Below are 21,831 nucleotides of genomic sequence, written 5' to 3'. Positions count from 1 at the left end.
ACTGCGCATGGTGTGAGGCAGTGCGCCCGCCTACTTCTTTCCGCCGGAAACATTGCCGTGCCGCCACTCGCATACGTCACCGTCGCGCATAATATAGTCTTTGCCCTCAAGGCGCACTTTGCCCGCTGCTTTTGCCTCAGCCATTGAGCCGGCGGCAACGAGATCGTCAAACGACACGATCTCGCCCTTAATAAAGCCCTTCTCAAAATCGGTGTGGATCACACCCGCTGCTTGCGGCGCGGTCGCACCCTTCTTCACTGTCCAGGCACGGGCTTCTTTCGGGCCTGCTGTGAGGTAGGTCTGCAGGCCGAGGGTCTCAAACCCCACACGCGCGAGCTGATCCAGACCGCTCTCCTCCTGCCCAACAGATTCGAGCAGCTCTTGCACATCAGCCTCATCTAACCCGACAAGCTCGCTCTCAAGCTTGGCATCCAAGAAAATCGCCTTCGCCGGCGCCACGAGCGCTGCCAGCTCGTCATGACGTGCCTTATCGGTGAGCACGGTCTCATCAACGTTAAAAACGTATAAGAAAGGCTTTGCGGTTAGTAGGCCAAGTTCTCGAATTGGGTCAAGGTCAAGCTCTGATGCAGAGAGCATTTTGCCCTCGCTGAGTATAGCAACTGCCTCACGGGCTGTCTCCAGCACGGTCGGGTCGAGTTTCTTTGCCTTCACCTCTTTTTCATAACGAACGATCGCTTTTTCGAGGGTCTGCAGGTCTGCCAGGGCTAACTCGGTGTTGATGGTCTCCATGTCGCTCGCCGGGTCGACCCGCCCATCAACATGCACAACGTCGTCATCTGCAAAGCCACGCACAACCTGCGCAATCGCATCGGCTTCCCGAATGTTTGCAAGGAACTGATTTCCAAGCCCCTCACCCTCACTCGCGCCCCGCACGATACCCGCGATATCAACGAAAGACACAGGCGCTGGCAGAATACGCTCGCTGCCGAAAATCTCAGCCAGCTTATTAAGGCGCGCATCAGGCAGGTTTACCACGCCGATATTTGGCTCAATCGTTGCGAAAGGATAGTTCGCAGCGAGCACATTATTCCTGGTCAGCGCATTAAAAAGCGTTGACTTGCCGACATTTGGAAGACCTACGATACCGATTGTTAAAGCCACGCACCTATTCTAGTCTGCTGTCGCTAAAATAAACTCCGAGGAGGGATAAATGATTGATGTTCGAGTTCTGCAAGTTGCCAGCGATGACGCAGAACCAGTTGCGGCGCGGATCGCCCGTGTCACAGAGCTTATCCGTGCGCAGGCGGGCGCAAACCTGATAGTTCTGCCTGAGCTGTGGGCAACCGGGTTTTTAAATTTTGACCGCTATGCGCATGACGCTGACGAGTTTGCGGCAGAGCTTAAGGAGCTTGGGGCGAATCTTGCAACAGAGCTAAACTGCACCGTGCACCTGGGCAGCATCACAACCCGTGATGCATCAGGCGGTGTGCGCAACACATCACTTATTTATGAACCCGGAACAAAAGCGCAAGCTCCCTCCCTTTGCTACGACAAAATTCATCCGTTTGCTAACGAAAAAGACTACGTCGAGCGGGGCTCAGCAATTCCAGAAAACCTCACGCTTTCGTCAGGGCTACAGCTCACCACAAATATCTGTTTTGATTTACGGTTTGCCGGCCTCTGGGACGAGCAGCGGCGCCGCGGTGCGGAGCTGTTTATTAACTCTGCCGCTTGGGCTCTCTCGCGCGCACCACACCGCGCCGCTCTTTTACGAGCTCGCGCCATTGAGCAGCAGTCGTTTGTGATCGGATCAGACAGCACCGGCACGCAAAGCGGCACCGAGTTCAGCGGTCACAGTATGGTGATCTCTCCCACAGGTGAAATTATCGCTGCTGCAGAGAGTCGAGCTGAGCAGGTTGTACGAGCGCAGCTTGATCCGCTCGCAGTTGCTGAGGCACGAGCTAATTTCCCTATCTTTGATAGGCGTCTCGATTCTTACCGCGATATATAAAAAACTGCCCCGGAGCTAACACCCCGGGGCAGACTTATATGTTCTGCTAAATTAGCGACCCTTGCGGCCTGTGATCAGACCCCAAACGAGCAGCACTACCAACGAACCGCCGATAGCGAGCGCCCAAGTCTGGAATGACCAGAAGTTCTGCAGGTCAGCGTTGAACAGGAGGCTGCCAAGCCAGCCGCCAACTAGCGCGCCAACAACGCCAAGCAGGAGGGTTACAAAAAACCCGCCGCCCTGCTTACCCGGCATAATCAATTTCGCAATCGCACCAGCGATAAGACCGAGCACGATCCATGCTAAAAAGCCCATTATTTTCTCCTTATCTGGCAAGCAAGAATCTCAGCTTTAAGACTCTTGCGCTACCGATCCCCTATCCGGGGTTCACATATATCTTTTTAACTATTAGCCTTTGAAAACGTCTTTAACGTCTTCAACCTTCTGCTTTACCTTAGCGGAACCCTGATCAACCTGACCTTCAGCTTCAAGCTGCTCATTGTCAGTTACCTTGCCTACGGCTTCTTTGATCTTGCCACCAACGTTTTCAGCAGCGTTCTTGATCTTGTCATCGAGACCCATAATTATTCCTCCTAAATTTTCAGGTTACAGCACGCGCTGTTCACCCAGGAGTGCCGAGCGCACTCCATTCTTGATTTCAAATACGATTACTGGTTCATAACCGAGCAGCTGCACAAATTCGTCCGCTGCTTGCTGACAGGCCCGAGTTACCTCACTCAGGTGTGCGCCACGACGAGTGTCAACACGCACCTTCAGAGCACGCTGTTTGCCTGTGTTTCGCGCGGTTACATGCGCTGCAGCAATAGCTTTGTGCCCCTCAAGCCTAGGCTTGAGCAGATCTTCGGCAAATGAACCCTGCAGCATGACAGCCCCGGCGGTGGTGCTGTCGTTATTTGCGCTGCGTTTGTAGAAATGCCCAACTCGCCCTGAGGACTGCGCAAATATATGCAGCAGTGCGAATAAAGCAAGCAGTGCACAGATTACTATGACCGCAATTGCGGGCCAGGCTGCAGGCAGCTGCACTCCGGCGACAGACTCTGTCCCGGTAACATCTGCGACCCCCGCTGCAACATCGTGCCAGGTATCCTGCACCTGCGGCACGAATTGAAAAGCGAGTAGCGCAGCCCCTGTCACGAGCAGTATAAGACCGAAAAGAAGCAGTGCAATACGGTTGAGCCCACGTGGCGTGGTGTTCATTAGAGCTTCCCTTCCCTCGCAACGTGCACCGACACCGACAGTTCCGGTGTGAGCGCAAGACGGTCAAGTTCATCGGCCACAGCATTTTCAGCTGCGTTCAAGTCCGACTGCAAACCACTGATTGGCTGTAAATCAATATGCACTTTTCGCTTTGAAACGGTTGCTCTCGCCTGCTCTATTGGCACACCAGCAGCCAGTGCGGCTGTGGTTTCGAGACCGCCTGCGATCGCACGGTCGTCAATCACTACGGTGTTATTTTGGGAGGTCGCAGTGTGACGGTGCTGCCAACCGGGTTTTAACGCCGCGATTACAAGCAGCACTCCAAGCAGCGCCAGCACAATACCAGCACCGATAATCCACGGTTGGGTCACAGTCGCAGGATCGAACAGGAAGTCACGCATCTGAGGAGCGGGGACTATCAGATAGTGATCCACCAGCAGATGTAACAGAATCTCAGTTATGATCCAAAAGCTGAACAGGATCACAAACACCGCGAGGATCGTCGCGAGGACGGCGCGGCTGGCGTTAGTTTCACGACGTATAATGCGCGCATACTTGTCACTCATCGCACCCTTCCTTTCTCAATCACTCGGGCACCTGAAATCTCAATCACAGATTTTCCTACTGCGCGACCGGTAAGCTCGTGCACTCGTGCTGCGATCTGCTCACGAATCTGTTCCACCATTGCGGTTAGGGGGGCAACCGGGAGAGCAGCTCCCAAAGGCGGCAGTGCAATCGGTGCACGCACCTCAATTGAGAGCTTGCCCTCCTGATCCTCTACGTTTGTGCTAACACTTTTGATGTCTGAGCCCAGCAGATCTGCAGCCGTTGCAGACACCATGCGCTGCAACGCCTTTGGTGTGATGCGGGTTACACCCGCCACCTCTGCTGTTTTAATCATGAGGAACGACGACCTCTAATCACATCAGTGAGCGCACGAACATCTAGGCGACCCTCTACGATGCGCACGACGAGCGCACCGATGGCCATTGCAATAACCACAACAAAGGTCTTCCAGAATCCGAGCTCGAACAGACTGATCGCGATTATCGCAGCGATCAGCATTCCGGCAGCGGTATTTCCGATCAGTTTGTTATTCATTAGCTAACTCGTGGCTCTTCGTCTTCGTCGTCGTTCTCTTGTACGTGCACATCATTGATGGTCACGTTTACCTCAGCAACATCCATGCCAACCAGCTCGATGATTGCCTTTGCAGCTGCCTCACGGATACGATCGCTCAGCTCCTGCAGTGCAACTGGGTATTCAGCTACAACTGAGATGTCTGCCGCAACCTGCTGCTCGCCAACCTCAACTGATACACCCTGTGCGTGATCGGTGTTACCTACTACACCGCGGATTGCACCAGCCACACGAGCTGCGCCGCCGCCGAGAGCGTGCACACCCGGGATTTCGCGGATTGCGATACCGGTGAGCTTTGCAACTACTGAATCATCGATTACGGTCTTGCCGTTGATCCCGCTTGGGTTTACTACGTCTACGTTTTCCATTTCTGTTTTCCTTTCGTGCTTGGATAGGATTACTAATAAGTCGCAATCAAACTGCAATTCGTCACAAAAAAGTTCAAAAATATTTTTTAGATACATTCAGGACGAGGAGATTTAGCTATTTACAGGCAACGTCTTAAACAGTTAGAAGACGACGCCCTGGTGTCTAGAGCGCAGGACGGCGATACTGTCGCGTTCACAATTCTGCTTTCCCGCTACACCGGCATGATGATTGCCTACGCCACCCGTATCACTGGCTCACGCACGAACGCAGACGACGCGGTACAGGAAGCTTTTGTCACAGCCTGGCAGAAGCTCGACACTATCCAAGATCCGCACAAAGTGAAGAGTTGGTTAATGCGCATCGTCAGCCACAAGGCTATTGACACGGTTCGCGGTTTAAAAGATCACAGCTCTGACCAGTTAGAGACGCACATTGCTGCAGAGAACACCGGGCCGGAACAGCAGATCGAGATAAACTCCCAAATTGAGACTCTCGAGCAGCTGTTAAACCGACTGCCGGATCTGCAACGACAAACGTGGGTAATGCGAGAAATTGGTGGTTTAAGTTACCAGGAGATAGCAGATAGCCTGGAGCTGCCCCTCAGCACAGTCCGCGGTGCAATTGCAAGGGCACGACAATCATTAATCACCGGAATGGAGGTGTGGAAGTGACCGAACAGCAGAAACAGAATTCAGAGATTAACTTTGACGAAATCAATGACTTTTTCGACAACGCAGGTGAAGCTCTGCAGGATCGTTTCGAGTCTGACCCGCACGCCTCACACGTGTTACAACAGCTAGGCCGTCTGCGTTCGTTGACAGCTGAGGTTAGTAAACGCTCAAGCGCAGCTATTGAAACCAGCGCCGACTGGTGGGAGCAGCTCACGACGTTGATTATCGCTGATTCTCGTCCGGGTCGAGTCATCCCCCTCGGTAAAGCCACAGAGTCACAGGAGTTGGGGATTACCGAAGGCGCCGTAAAAGCGTTAATCCGTGATGCTAGTGACGCTATTGAAAGCTGTTTGGTGACTAAGATCGAGCTGCCAGCTGAGATTACCGAGCCGGGTGCTCAAATCACCGTTAAATTGCGGGCGAGTGTTGCCTCTGACGTCTCTGTGAAACCAGCGGCAGATGCGATACGCGCAGCGGTGAGTAAAAAACTCAAAACTCACACAACCCTCGATATTGCTGCCATAGATGTGCAAGTATCAGATGTGGTTGTTTTCCCGACTAATCCTGCGGGAGAAAACAATGAGTGAATCTAAAGAGTCTCTCGAATTTTTAGATTTGCAGCAGCTCTCTCGCCGGTTATCGGCTGGGCTTGAGAGCCATCCTGCAGTTCTTAGCCTAACCCGAATACCTGCTCGCACACAGGTTAATCAGGCTGTCAGCGCGCTGCGCGAGCTGGTGGGAAATCCAGCATCTAAGCTGCTCCAGGTTGGCGTTGAGAGCGGCCAGCTGACTATTTCAGGAGCGGTGCGGGTGCGCGGATCAGAGCCGGCTCCCCGAACCACAGAGGCTCTTGCTGATTTGTTGCGACAGGAAGCGGCAGAGCTGGTGCCTGAAATATCCAAGGTGCGCATCTGTCTCATAGTCACCAGTGTTGACTAACAGCAAAAGGTGTTTGTAAGCCCGAAGAAGTGGGCCTACAAACACCTTTTGATTGTGACTAGCGCGCCTTTTTGCGCATATGCCGCTCTTCAATAACCTGCAGCACTTGGGTCTCTGACAGCGGTCCGGGCTTAATACCACCGGGCACTCGCATTGTGAAGTAGAGCCCAAAGAGCCACCACAGACCAAAGATTACCCACGACTGCCATGACAGATCAGCCGCCCACGGAATGCCTGGGATGTAGCAGGTAATCAAGAATATGGTGATTGCGATAGCTAGGTAGCCAATCAGTTTACCGCCGAGACCGCGACCACCAATCCAGAGTGGGCGCTCCATATCTGGCTCGCGATAACGCAGCACAACAAACGAAATAGCAACCATCATGTATGCGATCACAACCATTGGCGAGCTGGCGTCAACGACCCAGACCAGGGTTGAGCGCCCAAAAAATGGCGCGACCGTAGCAAACAGGCCGAGCAGGATAACTGCGTTCATCGGAGTGCCAAATTTTGGATGCACATAGGCGAGCCATCTTGGCAGCATGCCACCGCGGGCGAGCGAGTACAGCAGCCGTGCCGCACCCATTTGCAGTGAGTTCCAAGAGGTCAAAATACCGGCGAGACCGGCGGCAACAATTAGGTTTGCAATGAACTTGCTGCCTCCAAATAGAGCTGCAAAACCGTCAGCGGCTGGCAGTTCAGAGTTTGCCAATTCGCTCGCATCAAGCGCGACAGAAACACCAAAAATAATCAGCATGTACCAGATCGCGGCGACAACAACCGAGTTGAATGACAGCATACCGATTTTCCGTGACGGCAGATTTGCTTCTTCCGCTGTCTGTGGGATCACGTCGAAACCAACGAACATGAACGGCACAACAACCAAAACAGAAACAAATCCGGCTAGGCCGCCAGTTTCCCTATCGCCAAAGAACGGCTCGAGTTTGGTCATATCGCCGCCGATAAAAACACCGCACAGCTGCAGTGCTCCAACAGCGAACAGGAACACAACAACAAAAATTTGCACGTTGGTTGCAAACTTCACGCCAAGGACGTTAATAATTGTGATCAGGATTGCTGTAACTGAGCCCGCTGCGACCCAGAGAGCGTACACCTCAAAATTATCAACGGTGTACATATATCCTTTATCGAGCGGCACGATGTATCCGAGCGCGCGCGGCAGCGCAACAGACTCGAAGGCGATAACCGCGGAGTAACCGCCCGTGATTGCCCAGGAGCCAAATAACGACCAGCGCGGGCCTAAGGCGCGCATAATGTAGTTGTGCTCACCGCCTGCGTGCGGCATAGCCGCTACCAGCTCTGCGTAAACCAGTGCGACAACGCCCATCATGAGGCCACCGATTAGGAACGCTAGGATTGCGCCGAAGGATCCCGCTTTCATGATCCAATCGCCAACCAGGATGACCCAGCCGAAGCCTACCATTGCACCAACGCCGAGCGACAGCACACCGAAACTGCCGACTTCTTTCTTCAACTCGGAAGAGTGCGGAGTAATTTGTGACATATTGCCTCCCTTGGCAAAAATTCACACCAACGTATTTTTAATAGCTATCCGGCAAAACCAGATTTACTTATCTTAATACGGTTAGTCTTAATTTTTTGACTTTCTCGCAAAATAAGATGAGGTTATATGCGTAATCGTTTTAAGGCGGTTATAAAATCATAGACCCTTGTGAAAAGGTTGTTACATGAACACAATCACCGCACTATTTGTGGTTCTCGCAGCACTGTTAGCAGGAGCCGGCTTCGCTTATTTCATAACTAAGGCCATCTGGTCTGCAAAGCTAGAAAGCGCAGCTGAGACAGCACGCCTTACTGCGACACAGCAAACACAGGCTGAGCTAGCACCGCAGTTGACCGCGGCTGAAACAGCACGCAGTGCGGCTGAACGCGAGTGCGCCGCCGCACAGGCACAGCTTGCGGCGCTGCGTGAACAAATAGCGCAGTATCAAGAACGGGAAACAGAACGCGCAAATCAGCAGGCGGAGGAGCGCGAAATTATTACGACGCTCGGGCCGATTCGAGAGACTCTCGACGCGCTGCAAAAGAGAGTCAACACGCTCGACAAAACTAACGCAGAGAAGCTGTCACAGCTTTTTACACAGTTGGGCAAATCTCAGCAGGCTGAACAACAGCTGCTCGGCACAGCGCAGCAGCTCGCAAACACGCTGAGCAACACTAATAAACGCGGCAGCTGGGGTGAGATGACGCTCAAACGCTTGTTAGAACAGTCGCACCTTCAACCAAACATCGACTATTTCGAACAGGCTCAAACAGATTCTGCAGACGATAATGGCCGCCCAGATTTCATTGTTAAGGTGCCCGGTGGCGGCTCTATCGTCATCGACGCAAAGGTGCCGCTGCTTGACAGCACTGCAGAGGGCGTAGACGAAAATAAGCTACACATCGCACTCGCCAAAAAAATCAACGGGCACATTTCAAAACTTTCGACGCGCAACTACGCTGATGTCGTAGACGGCTCGCCAAGCTTTGTGATTGCTTTCCTTCCGTCTGAAGCAATTCTGTCTCAGGCGCTTAACGGTGACAGCAATCTACTCAGCAACGCCTTTAAAAAACGTGTGGTGCTTGCAACTCCGGTTACGCTGTGGTCGGTGCTTGAGAGCGTTGCGGGTCTGTGGCGTCAGGCGAAGGTCACTGAAGAGGCGCAGGAGGTTATAAATCTCGGGCGCCGTTTTACCGCGGGGCTCGCCATCAACTCGCGCCACCTGGGAAAGCTTGGTCGCACCCTCACAACCGCAGCAAAAGACTACAACCAGTTTCTTGGGTCGTTTGAACGCAGCGCTATCTCCCCCGCGCGCAAACTGGCAGAGATTAATCCCGATCTTTTCGACCTTGGGAAAGAGCTCACCGCAGTTACAGAACGCCCACGCGATGAGTCAGACTCAAAGCTGCTGCGAGAGTTTGCAGCTGGTGAGCTCACCGCAGCGCCCGAAACAGCTCCTGAGACTGAGTAGCTGTCGCGGTTTACCCGTAAAGAAAACCGGCTACACTCCCCAGCGGTCTTCGCGCATATCAGAGATAACGCGGCGAATAGTGCCTGAGTGCGAACGCATCACAATGCTCTCGGCCCGCAGGAACGGCCCCCGGCGGCGCACACCCTCAATAAAATCAGAGCTTGTAATACCGGTTGCTACAAAATAAGTGTTATCGCTGGTAACAAGTGTGTTCTGATCGAGCACAGCGTCAAGGTCGTGACCGGCGTCTAAGGCCTTCTGGCGCTCTTCGTCGTCCTTCGGAGCCAACACGCCCTGAATCTGACCACCAAGCGCCTTCACCGCACAGGCTGTGATAATTCCTTCGGGGGTGCCGCCCACCCCAACACAGATGTCTACGCGAGAGTCAAAGCTTGCAGCGTTTACTCCGGCTGCAACATCGCCGTCTAAGAAGAGCTGCACACCCGCTCCTGCTTCACGGATATCTGTAATCAACTGGTCGTGACGCGGGCGGTCGAGCACAGCCACTCGAATATCTGAGGTTTCGACACCCTTTACTTTCGCGAGCGCGCGAATGTTTTCACCGATCGGTTTCCGAATGTCTACTACGCCAACGCCCTCTGGCCCGACCACGAGCTTATTCATATAAAAAACTGCGGAGGGATCGTACATGCTCCCCCGGTCGGCGACGGCAATCACAGAGAGCGCTCCCGGTCTGCCGTCAGCGGTTAGACGAGTGCCATCGATCGGATCAACGGCGACGTCGCACTGTGCTCCCATGCCGTTACCCACACGCTCGCCATTGTAGAGCCACGGGGCATCGTCTTTTTCACCCTCACCGATAACAACCGTGCCGTTCATAGACACAGTAGACAAAAAACGTCGCATAGCATCTACCGCTGCACCGTCAGCAGCGTTCTTATCGCCACGACCAACGAACGGTGTTGCCCTAATTGCTGCAGCTTCTGTTGCGCGCACCAGCTCCATGCCCAGGTTGCGGTCTGGCTGCCAGTCGTGCAACCGTAGCTCGTCACTCATTCTTTGTCTCCAAACTTGATCTGCGCAAATTATGCGGCGCGTATCTTTTCAGTACCTCTAGCCTAACTACGAACCGTGCCGAAGGTGCGGCGACCGCCTGTTTCTGCGGTTAAAAAAATTAAATATCACACTCTGCCTAGTTCCATCGTGATGGAACGCAACGTAGACTTAAAGAACGAGTGCAGAACGCAACAAAGGAGTCAGGTATGCCAGTAGCAACACCAGAGCAGTATCGTGAAATGCTCAACCGCGCAAAAGAAAAGGGTTTCGCATTCCCGGCGATTAACGTTTCGAGTTCACAGACTGTGCACGCAGTCTTGCAGGGGCTCACAGAGGCAGGCTCAGACGGTATTCTTCAGGTGAGCCACGGCGGCAGCTCTTACTTCTCAGGTCACACAATTGACGATAAACCAAGCGGCGCTATCGCATTCGCTAAATTTACCGAGGAAATCGCAAAGAACTACCCAATCACCGTTGCTCTGCACACCGATCACTGCCCGAAAGAGCGCCTTGACGACTGGCTGAAACCAATTATTGAGCGCAGCCGCGAGCGTGTTGCCGAGGGCGGCCGGGCTTATTTTCAATCACACATGTGGGACGGCTCTGCTGTAACACTGCAAGAAAATTTGGCTATCGCCAAGGAGCTGCTTCCAATTTGCAAGGAGCTCGATGTCATTCTTGAAGTCGAGATCGGTGTAGTTGGTGGCGAAGAAGACGGTGTCTCACACGAAATCAACGATCAGCTTTACACAACCCTTGAGGATGTAGTAGAGACGATTGAGGCTCTCGGCCTTGGTGAACACGGAGATTACATGGCCGCCCTCACATTCGGCAATGTGCACGGTGTTTATAAGCCAGGCAATGTGAAGCTGCGCCCAGAACTGTTAAAAGAGATCCAGCTCGGCATCGCTGAAAAGTATGGCACAGGCGAAAAGCCGCTTGATCTTGTGTTCCACGGCGGCTCCGGGTCAACTCCAGAGGAGATTGCTGAGGCCGTGCGAAACGGTGTTGTAAAAATGAACATCGACACCGACACCCAATACGCTTACACACGCGGCGCTGCCGATCAAATATTCAGAAACTACGACGGCATTTTGAAGATTGACGGCGAGGTTGGAAACAAAAAAGCATACGATCCTCGCGCCTGGGGCAAGGCTGCAGAAGCTTCCATGGCGAAGCGGGTTGTTGAGGCGGCACAGCAGCTTGGATCAGCTGGACAGTCTATTAGCGCTTAACCTTAAGGCAAAAAGAGACGGTTGTATTCCGACACAGGAATGCAACCGTCTTCTCAGATGGCGTTAAAGCAATGCGGGTAGAGTCGTAGACAACTATGAGCGAAGATAACAAGACCAACGAGCAGCAACCAGACTCAAACGCAGCAGAACCGACCATGCGACCAAAACCGCAGTTCGGTGAGCTCGCTCCCGAAGGCTGGCAGTGGGAGCCGGCGCAAGAGACACAAGAGTCTGCAAGCGCTACCACTGACCGGTCTACAGCTGCGCGTGTGCCGCACAATCTTGGGTTGCGCTACGATCACACAATTCCGCTAAACTCTGCCCCGGTAAGCACTGAAACAGCGGCCGCAAAGCCCGCTGCCAAAGCCACTGCCGTAAGCGAGACGCGAAACGTTTCCGCGGGCGCAAGCGGCTCACCGGTCACAAAACCACTCGCACACCCCGCAGATCGTGTTATTACCTTTATTTTGCTCGGCTTCGCAGTGTTTGGCGCGATGATATCCGCATCTTCGCTCTACCAGCTGCCGAAGACTTTCAATCTATTTCTGCTGGCTGCAGAAAGCGAATTAGTATCACCGCCCTGGGTGCAGACTCTCGGTTTTATTGGCGCCGCCACCATATTCGTGATTTTTGCGGCAACAGTGCTGCTAACTTTCCTGCGTCAGCGGCAGGGTAAAATCGCTTTCTGGATCCCACTGGTCGGCGGTGCTATCGCTTCGGTAGTTGCTTTTGCGATCACCGGAATCGCAATGGTAAATGTCATCCCAGCAGAACTTATCGCCGATCCGAGTGTGACGCAGCGTTTTCTAGAGCAGCTGCAGTCCCCCTAGTCTGCCAGCCTTGCAAGCAAGGCCGATATTTCTGCCACGCTCAGTGCCGCGGCTGCTGCACTATCGACACCCTGGGCAGCCAGCGCGTCGCTAATCGCAGCTAAGCGGTCAAGGTTTAACTGACCGGGCGCACTCGCCGATCCGCAAGATGCAAAGGTGGCTACACCGCCGAAAGCACCCGCCGCAATTCTACTGAGCGCGCCGAAATCACCCATCGAAATACCGATTGCCGGGCGCCCCTTAGCCGTGTACTCCCGCAGGCACTCGAGCAATAGTGCTGTATCAGCGGGAGAGTGCGCCATTAACGCAAGCTTCGGGGTTCCATGGGGTGTCGTCTGCTGCCCGAGCAGGCGGAAAAACTCGCGTATTTCGTCTACCGACGGAGTGCGCTGCCACTCATGGTGCGACCAGATTATTGGTATTCCGAGTTCCTCAACAAGAGATAGCAGAGAGGCTACCGCTTGTGCATCGGTGCGGCGCGCAGTTTGCACAGTCTGTAACTCAAGGTCTACTGCCGCAAATTTATGGGCTGTTAAAAATTCCCGCAGACGGGCAATATATGCTGCAGCGGTAATATCTAATTCACCGCCCTGCGCTGCAGTGCGCAGAGTGAGGATCACCGGCTGCTTAAGATCCCCCACTGCCGCAAGCGGATCGCCGTTTTTAAAAGTGTCAACTCGCAGTTCAACAAGGTCAAAACGCGCATTGTGGATCGCTGCCGCACGGACAGCTTCCTGGTTAGTCTCCTGCAGCGACACGATAACCATCGCCCCGAACGGACCTTGAGGGCGCTTCTCACCTTGCAACAAACCAGACAAATTCACAATTGTAAGAGTATCTCAGTAATCTAGAGAGCAAACAAATGCCGTAGAGGAGAATCGTGCCGCAAGCTCCAAGTGAATCTAACCCGCTCAGTGTTGCCCGTGTGAGCGAGGTTTTGAAGCGGACCATTAAAGGGCTCGGCGCGGTCTGGGTCGAGGGCGAAATAACAGAGTGGAAAGAAAACCGCGGCAATGTTTACGGTCGCTTGCGCGACTTAGACGGCGGAGACGACAGTCTCTCCTTTAATATTTGGAGTTCGGTTAGAGCGCAGCTGCAGCAGGATTTTCACACGGGTGATCATGTGGTGCTGCTGGCAGAGCCAGACTATTGGACAGCCCGGGGATCACTCAGTTTTAATGTCAAACGCATTAAAACAGCAGGGCTCGGCGAGCTCATGCAGCAGCTTGAAAAATTGCGGCAAAAACTTGCCGCCGAAGGGTTGTTTGCAGAGGATCGAAAACTCCCCCTGCCGTTTCTACCGGGGTGCATTGGCCTGATTACCGGGCGCGACTCTGATGCAGAAAAAGACGTTTTAAAGAACACTCTCGAGCGCTGGCCAGGCATTCCTTTCGAGATCGTGCACACAGCTGTGCAGGGTGTAAACGCTGCTAGTCAGGTAACGCAGGCAATACAGCAGCTCGATGCCGATCCGCGTGTTGATGTCATCATTATCGCGAGAGGCGGCGGCGACTTTCTTGATCTGCTGCCGTTCAGCGACGAAACACTTGTGCGCACTGCCGCAGCAGCAAAAACCCCGATCATCTCAGCTATTGGCCATGAGGCGGATCGCCCACTCCTAGACGAGGTTGCAGACTATCGCGCGAGCACACCAACCGGTGCCGCAAAGCGTGTTGTGCCCTCATACATAGAGGAACATGAGATCGTAACGGGCGCGGTTGGCAGAATTCGTGCGCGTCTCACACACACTGTGGAGCAAGAATATGCAGCCCTCAGCAATACGCGCTCTCGCCCTGTTTTGCAGCGACCTGAGTCAATGTTCGAACAGCAGGAAATTGACGTGCAGCGACTTGCGGTGCGCTCTGCTGAGCTCATCGACCGTCAGCTTTATAACGCCGCATCTGAGCTGAACAGCCAGCTCTCACAGCTGCGTGCGCTGTCACCGCTCGCAACTCTTAAACGTGGCTACGCGATGGTCTTAAATAGCGAGGCGAAACCAATTTCAAAAACTTCTGAAGTGCAGCCGGGCGACACCCTCAAGCTGCGGGTCAGCGACGGTGAAATTACAGCAATCGCAGAATAGGATTGAAGCTATGACTGAAGCGCAAACTGAAATCGCAGAACTTAGCTATGAACAGGCTCGTGACGAGTTAATTCAGGTTGTGCAGCGACTGGAGCTAGGGGGCATCCCGCTTGCCGAGCAGCTCACTCTGTGGGAGCGCGGTGAGGCACTGGCAAAACGGTGTGAGCAGTGGCTCGGTGATGCTAAGGCTAGATTAGAAGCTGTTCGCGCAGAAGCAGCAAAGGCCGACTCCTAGTGGCTAAACTTCAAAAACAGCCCACGGTTGTTGCCGAGCTCGGGCGCCCTGAAACTGCGGCAGAGACAACAGCCCGCAAAGCCAAGCAGTCTTATCTCTATAAGAAGCGCAAAACGCTCAATAATCTTATTTACTCACTGCTGGTCACCTTAGGGTTTCTGGCGCTCATCGTGCTCATCGTGCCGCGCGGCACGGGTGATTTCACCACCCGCAATGTTGATGTGCAGCAGCTTGCAGAGGGCGCATCTGACACATTCGGCCAAACCGTAGCTAACCCGGCAGTGGGTGATAAATGGCTCGCTAAGCAGGCAAAGGTCCGCTTTGACCGAGAAGAGCTTGTTACCTATTGGTATATCGGCTATACGACGCCGAGCGGCAATTACGCAGGAGTAGCCCAGGGGCACAATAACGAAATGCTGCCGGCAGACGCACGCTGGGTTAATAAACAGTTAGAGGGGAAGAAGCAAACGGGCACAGCCTCCTTCGCAGGCTACGACTGGCAGGTTTACGATCACTCCAGTGACAGCGCCGACAGTTCTAACGTGCTGTGGGCTTATGTGACAGAGCTGCCGCAGGCTACGCTAATAGTGAGCGGCACAGGCAGCGAAGCTGAAATTCGTGACCTGGCTGAAAAAACAGCTGTCTCACTCACCGAGTAACTTAAGGTTTAAGGATGTCAATGCGGGCGCGGATCACCCCACAAGAGGCCTGGATGCAGATGGTGTCTGGTAATCAACGTTTCATTGCCGGCAGCCAAGAGCACCCGCACCAGGATGCTGCTAGACGAGATCTGATCGCCGGTGGACAAAGCCCGGACGTTGCGCTCTTTGGCTGTTCAGACTCACGCCTGGCGGCAGAAATCATTTTCGATCGCGGGCTCGGCGACCTGTTTGTAATTAGAAATATTGGGCACGTTGTAGCTGAGTCAATCGTCGCATCCTTAGAGTTTGCTGTCACAGAACTCGGTGTTGCGCTGGTTTTAGTGCTCGCGCATGACAGCTGCGGGGCGGTTAAAGCGGCGGTGAATCTCTGCACCGACAACCCAGATGAGATGCCGCGCGCTGTGGTGCGCACTCTGCAGCCGATTGTTCCAAGCGTGCAGTGGGTGTGGCATAGATACAACTCAGAAACTCCGTATGTTGCTGAAGACGAGATCGACGCCGACGAAGCCGGCAGACACCATCTGCGCCAAACAGTGCAAGATATTCTGCGTGCGAGCGCGATCCTCAGAGACAGTGTGGCAGCAGGAAAACTGGGGATCGTTGGCTGCCAGTACAGTCTCACCGACGGCCACATTAAACCAATAATTTCTGTCGGGCCGCTAGAAACCGGCGAGGCAGTATCCTAGAAGAACCGTGGCAGATAACACACGGTCGGGTTTCTAACGAAGGAAGCAAGTGAGCGAAATCGAATACCGCATCGAGCACGATACTATGGGCGAAGTTCGCGTTCCAAAAAACGCACTCTATGCAGCCCAAACTCAGCGCGCTGTAGAAAACTTCCCCATCTCAGGCAGCGGTCTTGAGCCAGCACAGATCATTGCGTTAGCGCGCATCAAGCGTGCGGCAGCAATCGCTAACAAAGAATTGGGAATTCTAGACGCCGATATCTCAGACGCTATTGTCGCGGCTGCCGATGAGGTTATTGGCGGCGATCACCACGACCAGTTCCCGGTAGACACCTACCAAACAGGTTCTGGCACCTCATCGAACATGAATATGAATGAGGTGCTCGCAACTCTCGCTTCAAAGCACCTCGGCGCACAGGTGCACCCGAACGACCACGTCAACGCTTCGCAGTCATCAAACGATGTTTTCCCGACTTCGGTGCATATCGCGGTTACCGGGGCGCTCATCGAGCAGCTGGTGCCGGCGCTTGAGTATCTCGCTGCGGCGTTAGAAGAAAAGGCTGAGGCGTGGAAGAGCGCAGTGAAGCCGGGTCGCACCCATCTAATGGACGCCACTCCGGTGACTCTCGGCCAGGAGTTTGGTGGCTACGCCGCGCAGATTCGCTACGGTATCGAACGCGTGCAGGCCGCTCTGCCACGTGTTGCTGAGGTGCCGCAGGGTGGCACTGCTGTGGGCACCGGCATCAACACACCACACGGTTTCCCTGAGCGGGTCATCGCTGAAATCGCTTCTTCCAGTGGCTTGCCGATCACCGAAGCGCGCAATCACTTTGAAGCGCAGGCAAACCGTGACGGTTTGGTTGAAGCATCAGGTGCGCTGCGCACAATCGCTGTGTCGCTGACCAAGATTAATAACGACCTGCGTTGGATGGGTTCCGGCCCTAACACCGGCCTGGGTGAGCTCTTCATCCCAGACCTCCAGCCGGGTTCATCGATTATGCCGGGCAAGGTGAACCCTGTTGTGCCTGAAGCTGTGCTGATGGTGGCATCACGGGTTATCGGTAACGATGCGACTATTGCTTGGGCTGGCGCGTCAGGCGCGTTCGAGCTCAATGTGCAGATCCCTGTTATGGGAACCGCCCTGCTCGAGTCGGCACGACTTTTGAGCAATGCATGCCGCGTCCTGGCAGACAAGACGGTTAAGGGTCTTGAAGCAAACCTTGATCGTGCTGCAGCTCTTGCGGGAATGAGCCCGTCGACTGTCACCCCGCTGAATCGTCTAATCGGTTACGAAGCAGCTGCTAAAATAGCAAAGCACTCAGTTGCAAAGGGCATTACTGTGCGTGAGGCTGTTATCGATCTCGGCTACGTTGAGCGTGGCGAGGTCAGTGAAGCCGAGCTGGATAAGGCACTTGATCTGCTTTCTATGACCCACCCGGGAGTCGCCAAATAGATCTTGCTGTCTAGCGCTCGAAATCACGCACCCGCCAAGACTTTCGGGCTGAACTGACAGGAAGATAAATATGGTTTTCAGCAAGAAAGCTAAAGAAAAACCTGCTTCTAGTTTGCACTCCGCTGCCAAAAGCGACCGCTCCAAGACACCTGGACGCGGTCGCTTGGCCTTTATTCTCAACAAAGAGCGCGGGCAAAAGTTTTTAGAAGAATTAAACTATCCGCACAATATTCACCCCGCTCTAGTCCCCGGTGTTTCAATCGAGGATCAGAAGGTGCGCTACGGCGTCGACCGCGTGATTGTGGCTGTTGTGGGTGTGCTGATTATCAGCTTCGTTGTGTGGGGCGCACTGCAGCCGCAGACTGTGTTTGATGTATCCAGCACGGCCTTGAACTGGATTATGGTCAACTTCGGTTGGGTTTTTACTGTCATAGCTGCCGGGCTTGTTGTTGTGCTGCTGTGGTTGGCGTTCAGCCGCTACGGCAAAATTCCACTCGGCCTAGACGGAGAGGCACCCGAGTTCTCAACCAGCTCATGGGTTGCGATGCTGTTTGCCGGCGGTATCGGCATCGGGATTATCTTCTTCGGCGCATATGAGCCCCTAACCTTCTACCTCAGCCCTAGGCCGGGCACAGTCGAGCCTGCGAGCGCTGAGGCAATTACCGCAGCGATGTCACAGTCTGCAATGCACTGGGGCATTAATGCCTGGTCAATATATGCGATCGTTGGCTTAGCTGTTGCCTACACAAGCTTCCGGCGCGGGCGTGTGCCGCTTATGAGTTCTATTCTCGCGCCACTGTTTAAAACTGATGTCACCAACCCCGGTATGCGCGCTATCGACGGCATGGCAATTATCGCGACGCTCTTCGGCACTGCTGCTTCACTGGGTATCGGCGCTATGCAGATTGCACGCGGTGTCGAGATTGTGACGGGCTGGTCTACGGAGGGCAACCAAATTGCGATTGTCGTGATTATGCTACTCACAATCGGCACAATTATTTCCGCTGTGTCTGGGGTGGCTAAAGGCATCCGCATGCTCTCAAACATAAATATGGTGCTCGCGCTGGGGCTTGCGATTTTTATCTTCTTTGTTGGCCCTTCTGCGTTTATTATGAATGCAATTCCTTCGGTCATGATTGACTATTTAGCTAATATCCCTGATGCGCTATCAGCGAATATGGCCGCGAGCCCTGAGATGCAGGCATTCCTCTCAAGCTGGACCGTCTTTTACTGGGCTTGGTGGGTTTCTTGGGCACCATTCGTGGGTGTTTTTGTGGCGAAAATTTCTCGCGGTCGCACGATCCGCCAGTTTGTTTTGGGCGTGCTCTTTATTCCTTCAACAATCGTAATTGCCGCTTTCACAGTGATCGGCGGCACCGCGATTTGGATGCAGCGTGAAACTCAGGCGCTCGCACCGGGCAACGATCCTAACGCACTACCAGCCCCCGCAGAGATTATGTTTGAAGTGCTCAGCAACCTGCCGGGCTATGCGATTGTGGCGCCGTTGATTATCGTTATTCTCGCGGTCTTCTTCATTACCTCGGCTGACTCAGCCTCTCTTGTAAATTCACAGCTCTCACAGCGCGGTAACCCCTCACCAAAACGTCTTATTACCGCGTTCTGGGCTGTGTGCATGGCGGGCATTGCAGTCGTTATGCTGCTTGCTGGTGGTGCGGATGTGCTGCAGGGCTTGCAAAATATGATCACCATCACCGCGCTTCCTTTTGCGGTTGTGCTGATCCTGATGACTGTCGCACTTGTCAAAGAGCTGCGCAATGATCCGATGACCATCCGCAGCAACTTTGAACAATCTGCGCTTGAAAAAGCCGTTGTGGCCGGTGTCACTGAATACGGCGATAACTTCAAGATCGCCCTCGAACCAACCGCTTCAGACGATGAATTAGCCGCCGGGGCAGATTTTGACTCAGAGGCACCAGAGGTTACTGACTGGTATGCGCGCACAGATGAAGACGGCAACCCTGTTGATTACGACTATGAGGCCGGCCAGTATCTTGATGCTAACGGCACACCACTAGTCGATGAGACAGCGGATTCAGACACCGTAAAAACGACGGACGGTGCCGAGTAAACCGGCCGCAGAAGTTGGATGATACTGCGCCGCTGCAACATCGCGGCGCAGTCTCGCCAACTCACTGTCAGCCTGAAATGCGCTCGTGCCGCTCACCTCGCACGCCATTTCAACGGTGTTAGCGGCTGCGTCACAAATCTGATTTTTCGCCGCCGCAAGCGCGAGGAAAGCATCAGGTCGGTTAAACAGCTCACCAGAATCAAGCTGTGCGCACAGCAGTTCTAGAGAGTTTAGCGCCGCCCGCTGGTCTAGCACCGCTGCCGCAAAGTCAGCACCCCGCCGTTCATTAGCGCCGGCTGTTGTTTCGGTGCCGTCCATCAGAGTTACTGCACGCTGTAAAGCTGTCGTTGCAAGCTCAATAGCGCGCTCAGCAAGCCCCTGATACACGGATGCGGTGAGCAGAGAGAAATTCGCAAAAATCGCACCAACAAGCAGATCGCTCGCCTCGTATGGCGCAATATCACGAACCACCCGGCTGTTTCGCATCTGCACGTCTTCGAGCACAGTTGTGTAGCTGTGCGTGGCTCGCATCCCCACAGAATTCCACTCTCCCGGGTTGCTTATCTTGCCTGCAGCGTCGCGTTCAACAAAACCAAAAATTAGTCGGTCACCGCAGCGCGCGTGCAGCCCCAGCCTGGTCCATGCTGGTGACAGAGTGGTAAAAACCTTGGTGCCGGAAATCAAATAGCCGTTTGCGTTTTTGTCAGCGGTTGTTTTTGCGTCAAGCAGCACAACGTCATTGCCGGGTTCAGAGATGCCAAACGCAAAAATCTCCCCCGCAGCTGCTTCTTTCAGCACCCACTCCAGTGATTTATCGCCCTGTTCGAAGAGGGATCTGGCAACGCCCACCCACACCTGGTGCATATTAACTGCGAGCGCTGTGGCCGGCGCTGCTTGCGCTAACCGCCGCTGCAGGCGACTCACCTCGGTGGCTGCAAGGCCCGCACCGCCAAGCTGCGTAGGGGTAAAGGCGCTCAGATACCCCGCTTCTTTAAGCAGCTCGATGTCGGCCGCACAGAATTGGTTGTCTGCGTCTAACTGCGGCGCACGATCCGCAATCTGTTTTAAGATGGTGTCGCTAATGATCGCTGTCATAGTGTTAACGATACACTCGCAGTTTCCGAGTCGCTTTAAGCTCCGGTATTGTGGATATGAATCTTAACGCTCCACGTTTTAGGGAGAATTTTTGCGCACTATCGATTGGCAAGACGGTGTAATTAAGCTGATTGATCAGACCCTGCTACCGCACGAGTTGGTTTTGCGCGAGGTTGCAGATATTGAAACCCTTATCGCGGATATCAAACGGCTAGCGGTGCGTGGCGCCCCGGCGCTGGGGGTTGCTGGCGCGCTCGGTGTTGCGCTGCTCGCTCAAAAACTTGCGGATCCCGCGGCGGTGCGTCGTGAGGCGCAGCGGCTGCGCGAGGCACGCCCCACTGCTGTGAATCTCTCGTGGGGTGTTGATCAAGCACTCGCAGTTATTGATGACGGCGCTGACGCTGTGCTCGCAAAAGCCCTTGAGGTGCGCGATGCAGACATCCGCGCGTGCGTTTCTATGGGGCTCTACGGTGCCGAAACTGTGCGCTCTATAACGGGCAAAGAGCAGGTGCGCATGATGACCATCTGCAACACCGGCGGTCTGGCAACTGTAGAGCGCGGCACTGCGCTCGGAGTGATCCAAACCCTCCTAGAACAGGGATCTTTGACCCAAACATTAGCTTGTGAAACTCGCCCGCTGCTGCAGGGCGCCCGGTTAACCGCATGGGAGCTAAAAAACATGGGTGCTCCCTTCAAATTAATTGTTGACTCTGCTGGCCCGTTTCTGCTCTCCCGCGGCGCTGCCGATGCAGTGGTTATCGGCGCTGACAGGATCGCAGCGAACGGTGACACCGCAAATAAAATCGGATCCTTCTCTCTAGCGCTTGCCGCTAAATATGCGGGTGTGCCCTTTTTTGTGGTTGCCCCCGAAAGCACAATTGATATGCAAACGACAACCGGCAAAGATATTGAAATTGAGGATCGCGGCGTTACTGAAATTGCCGAGCTTAACGGCGTTAGAACCGCACCAGCAGACATCGAAGGCCTAAACCCGGCCTTTGACGTTACCCCACACAGTTTGATCACCGGCATTATTACCGAACGCCGTGTGATTCATCTCGACCGGGGGCAAACCCTGGCAGAGACTCCCCTTGGCGAGCTTCGAGTCGCCGCTCAATAAATCCCGAAAGGATCAAGATAT

26 protein-coding genes are annotated in these 21,831 nt (G+C 54.1%); 14 read left to right on the top strand and 12 right to left on the bottom strand.

What is annotated here, in order from left to right:
- Positions 1–30 precede the first annotated feature (30 nt).
- Positions 31–1,122 (bottom strand): redox-regulated ATPase YchF, encoded by a 1,092-nt coding sequence (gene ychF / locus HCQ99_RS05890; RefSeq protein ID WP_166987309.1) that lies wholly within the window; start codon positions 1,120–1,122, stop codon positions 31–33.
- A gap of 49 nt (positions 1,123–1,171) precedes the next feature.
- Here ychF and HCQ99_RS05885 point away from each other — a divergent pair, with 49 nt between their 5' ends.
- Positions 1,172–1,972, top strand: a complete 801-nt coding sequence (locus HCQ99_RS05885; protein WP_166987306.1) for a nitrilase-related carbon-nitrogen hydrolase — start codon at positions 1,172–1,174, stop codon at positions 1,970–1,972.
- Between the two features lie 51 nt (positions 1,973–2,023).
- Here the strand turns inward: HCQ99_RS05885 and HCQ99_RS05880 are convergent, their stop codons facing one another.
- From HCQ99_RS05880 to HCQ99_RS05850, 7 genes are all read right to left on the bottom strand, one after another.
- The gene (locus HCQ99_RS05880; RefSeq protein WP_166987303.1) at positions 2,024–2,287 is read right to left on the bottom strand and encodes a GlsB/YeaQ/YmgE family stress response membrane protein; all 264 of its coding nucleotides are present in this window, start codon (positions 2,285–2,287) and stop codon (positions 2,024–2,026) included.
- 93 nt (positions 2,288–2,380) lie between these two features.
- Positions 2,381–2,554, bottom strand: a complete 174-nt coding sequence (locus HCQ99_RS05875; RefSeq protein ID WP_166987300.1) for a CsbD family protein — start codon at positions 2,552–2,554, stop codon at positions 2,381–2,383.
- A gap of 24 nt (positions 2,555–2,578) precedes the next feature.
- Positions 2,579–3,190: a hypothetical protein gene (locus HCQ99_RS05870; RefSeq protein WP_166987297.1), complete on the bottom strand. Its 612-nt coding sequence runs from the start codon at positions 3,188–3,190 to the stop codon at positions 2,579–2,581.
- Entirely contained in the window at positions 3,190–3,756 is a 567-nt protein-coding gene (locus HCQ99_RS05865; protein WP_166987294.1) for a DUF6286 domain-containing protein, read from the bottom strand. The genes HCQ99_RS05870 and HCQ99_RS05865 overlap by 1 nt, the downstream gene beginning before the upstream one ends.
- Positions 3,753–4,091 (bottom strand): hypothetical protein, encoded by a 339-nt coding sequence (locus HCQ99_RS05860; RefSeq protein WP_166987291.1) that lies wholly within the window; start codon positions 4,089–4,091, stop codon positions 3,753–3,755. Before HCQ99_RS05860 ends, HCQ99_RS05865 begins: the two co-directional genes overlap by 4 nt.
- Positions 4,088–4,291 (bottom strand): DUF2273 domain-containing protein, encoded by a 204-nt coding sequence (locus HCQ99_RS05855; RefSeq protein WP_166987288.1) that lies wholly within the window; start codon positions 4,289–4,291, stop codon positions 4,088–4,090. Before HCQ99_RS05855 ends, HCQ99_RS05860 begins: the two co-directional genes overlap by 4 nt.
- Positions 4,291–4,698 (bottom strand): Asp23/Gls24 family envelope stress response protein, encoded by a 408-nt coding sequence (locus HCQ99_RS05850; RefSeq protein ID WP_166987285.1) that lies wholly within the window; start codon positions 4,696–4,698, stop codon positions 4,291–4,293. The genes HCQ99_RS05855 and HCQ99_RS05850 overlap by 1 nt, the downstream gene beginning before the upstream one ends.
- 159 nt (positions 4,699–4,857) lie before the next feature.
- Here HCQ99_RS05850 and HCQ99_RS05845 point away from each other — a divergent pair, with 159 nt between their 5' ends.
- From HCQ99_RS05845 to HCQ99_RS05835, 3 genes are read left to right on the top strand one after another with little or no spacing between them, the layout of a single operon-like run.
- Positions 4,858–5,370, top strand: coding sequence for an RNA polymerase sigma factor (locus tag HCQ99_RS05845; protein ID WP_243854805.1), 513 nt, complete (start codon positions 4,858–4,860; stop codon positions 5,368–5,370).
- Positions 5,367–5,957, top strand: coding sequence for a hypothetical protein (locus tag HCQ99_RS05840; RefSeq protein WP_166987282.1), 591 nt, complete (start codon positions 5,367–5,369; stop codon positions 5,955–5,957). Before HCQ99_RS05845 ends, HCQ99_RS05840 begins: the two co-directional genes overlap by 4 nt.
- On the top strand, positions 5,950–6,309 hold the full coding sequence (locus tag HCQ99_RS05835) for a hypothetical protein (RefSeq protein WP_166987279.1): 360 nt from the start codon (positions 5,950–5,952) through the stop codon (positions 6,307–6,309). The genes HCQ99_RS05840 and HCQ99_RS05835 overlap by 8 nt, the downstream gene beginning before the upstream one ends.
- Before the next feature lie 58 nt (positions 6,310–6,367).
- On the opposite strand, the gene HCQ99_RS05830 is transcribed toward HCQ99_RS05835, so the two are convergent.
- Positions 6,368–7,834: an APC family permease gene (locus HCQ99_RS05830; RefSeq protein ID WP_166987276.1), complete on the bottom strand. Its 1,467-nt coding sequence runs from the start codon at positions 7,832–7,834 to the stop codon at positions 6,368–6,370.
- A gap of 184 nt (positions 7,835–8,018) precedes the next feature.
- Between HCQ99_RS05830 and HCQ99_RS05825 the strand changes: the two genes are divergently transcribed.
- Positions 8,019–9,305: a DNA recombination protein RmuC gene (locus tag HCQ99_RS05825; RefSeq protein WP_166987273.1), complete on the top strand. Its 1,287-nt coding sequence runs from the start codon at positions 8,019–8,021 to the stop codon at positions 9,303–9,305.
- A 30-nt stretch (positions 9,306–9,335) separates the two neighbouring features.
- Here the strand turns inward: HCQ99_RS05825 and glpX are convergent, their stop codons facing one another.
- Positions 9,336–10,322 carry a class II fructose-bisphosphatase gene (gene glpX / locus HCQ99_RS05820; RefSeq protein WP_166987270.1) on the bottom strand — a complete coding sequence of 329 codons (987 nt, stop codon included), beginning with the start codon at positions 10,320–10,322 and terminating at the stop codon, positions 9,336–9,338.
- A 206-nt stretch (positions 10,323–10,528) separates the two neighbouring features.
- Here glpX and fbaA point away from each other — a divergent pair, with 206 nt between their 5' ends.
- Both fbaA and HCQ99_RS05810 read left to right on the top strand, forming a co-directional pair.
- A complete protein-coding gene (gene fbaA, locus HCQ99_RS05815) occupies positions 10,529–11,557 on the top strand; it encodes a class II fructose-bisphosphate aldolase (RefSeq protein ID WP_166987267.1) in 1,029 nt (342 codons plus the stop codon).
- A 95-nt stretch (positions 11,558–11,652) separates the two neighbouring features.
- Entirely contained in the window at positions 11,653–12,387 is a 735-nt protein-coding gene (locus tag HCQ99_RS05810; protein ID WP_166987264.1) for a DUF6264 family protein, read from the top strand.
- Here the strand turns inward: HCQ99_RS05810 and aroD are convergent.
- Positions 12,384–13,154: a type I 3-dehydroquinate dehydratase gene (aroD, locus tag HCQ99_RS05805; protein WP_166987261.1), complete on the bottom strand. Its 771-nt coding sequence runs from the start codon at positions 13,152–13,154 to the stop codon at positions 12,384–12,386. The genes HCQ99_RS05810 and aroD overlap by 4 nt on opposite strands.
- A 113-nt stretch (positions 13,155–13,267) precedes the next feature.
- Here aroD and xseA point away from each other — a divergent pair, with 113 nt between their 5' ends.
- The 6 genes from xseA (at position 13,268) to HCQ99_RS05775 (ending at position 19,595) form a co-directional block, all read left to right on the top strand.
- Complete coding sequence (xseA, locus tag HCQ99_RS05800; protein WP_243854804.1) at positions 13,268–14,470, top strand: exodeoxyribonuclease VII large subunit; 1,203 nt, start codon at positions 13,268–13,270, stop codon at positions 14,468–14,470.
- A 10-nt stretch (positions 14,471–14,480) separates the two neighbouring features.
- Entirely contained in the window at positions 14,481–14,705 is a 225-nt protein-coding gene (locus tag HCQ99_RS05795) for an exodeoxyribonuclease VII small subunit (RefSeq protein ID WP_166987258.1), read from the top strand.
- Positions 14,705–15,364, top strand: coding sequence for a DUF4245 domain-containing protein (locus HCQ99_RS05790; protein ID WP_166987255.1), 660 nt, complete (start codon positions 14,705–14,707; stop codon positions 15,362–15,364). Before HCQ99_RS05795 ends, HCQ99_RS05790 begins: the two co-directional genes overlap by 1 nt.
- Before the next feature lie 14 nt (positions 15,365–15,378).
- Complete coding sequence (locus HCQ99_RS05785; RefSeq protein WP_341747202.1) at positions 15,379–16,053, top strand: carbonic anhydrase; 675 nt, start codon at positions 15,379–15,381, stop codon at positions 16,051–16,053.
- Between the two features lie 49 nt (positions 16,054–16,102).
- Positions 16,103–17,506, top strand: a complete 1,404-nt coding sequence (locus HCQ99_RS05780) for a class II fumarate hydratase (RefSeq protein WP_166987252.1) — start codon at positions 16,103–16,105, stop codon at positions 17,504–17,506.
- A gap of 70 nt (positions 17,507–17,576) precedes the next feature.
- Complete coding sequence (locus tag HCQ99_RS05775) at positions 17,577–19,595, top strand: BCCT family transporter (protein WP_166987248.1); 2,019 nt, start codon at positions 17,577–17,579, stop codon at positions 19,593–19,595.
- On the opposite strand, the gene HCQ99_RS05770 is transcribed toward HCQ99_RS05775, so the two are convergent.
- Entirely contained in the window at positions 19,560–20,690 is a 1,131-nt protein-coding gene (locus HCQ99_RS05770; protein WP_166987245.1) for an acyl-CoA dehydrogenase family protein, read from the bottom strand. The two genes, HCQ99_RS05775 and HCQ99_RS05770, sit on opposite strands and share 36 nt — an antisense overlap.
- 91 nt (positions 20,691–20,781) lie before the next feature.
- Here HCQ99_RS05770 and mtnA point away from each other — a divergent pair, with 91 nt between their 5' ends.
- Positions 20,782–21,810: an S-methyl-5-thioribose-1-phosphate isomerase gene (gene mtnA / locus HCQ99_RS05765; RefSeq protein WP_166987241.1), complete on the top strand. Its 1,029-nt coding sequence runs from the start codon at positions 20,782–20,784 to the stop codon at positions 21,808–21,810.
- The last annotated feature ends 21 nt before the right edge of the window (positions 21,811–21,831 follow it).

The organism is Canibacter zhoujuaniae (genome assembly GCF_011752015.1).
GTDB lineage: Bacteria > Actinomycetota > Actinomycetes > Actinomycetales > Microbacteriaceae > Canibacter > Canibacter zhoujuaniae.
Note: the sequence above shows the minus strand (reverse complement) of the source record. Positions and strands in the feature narration are given on the sequence as shown.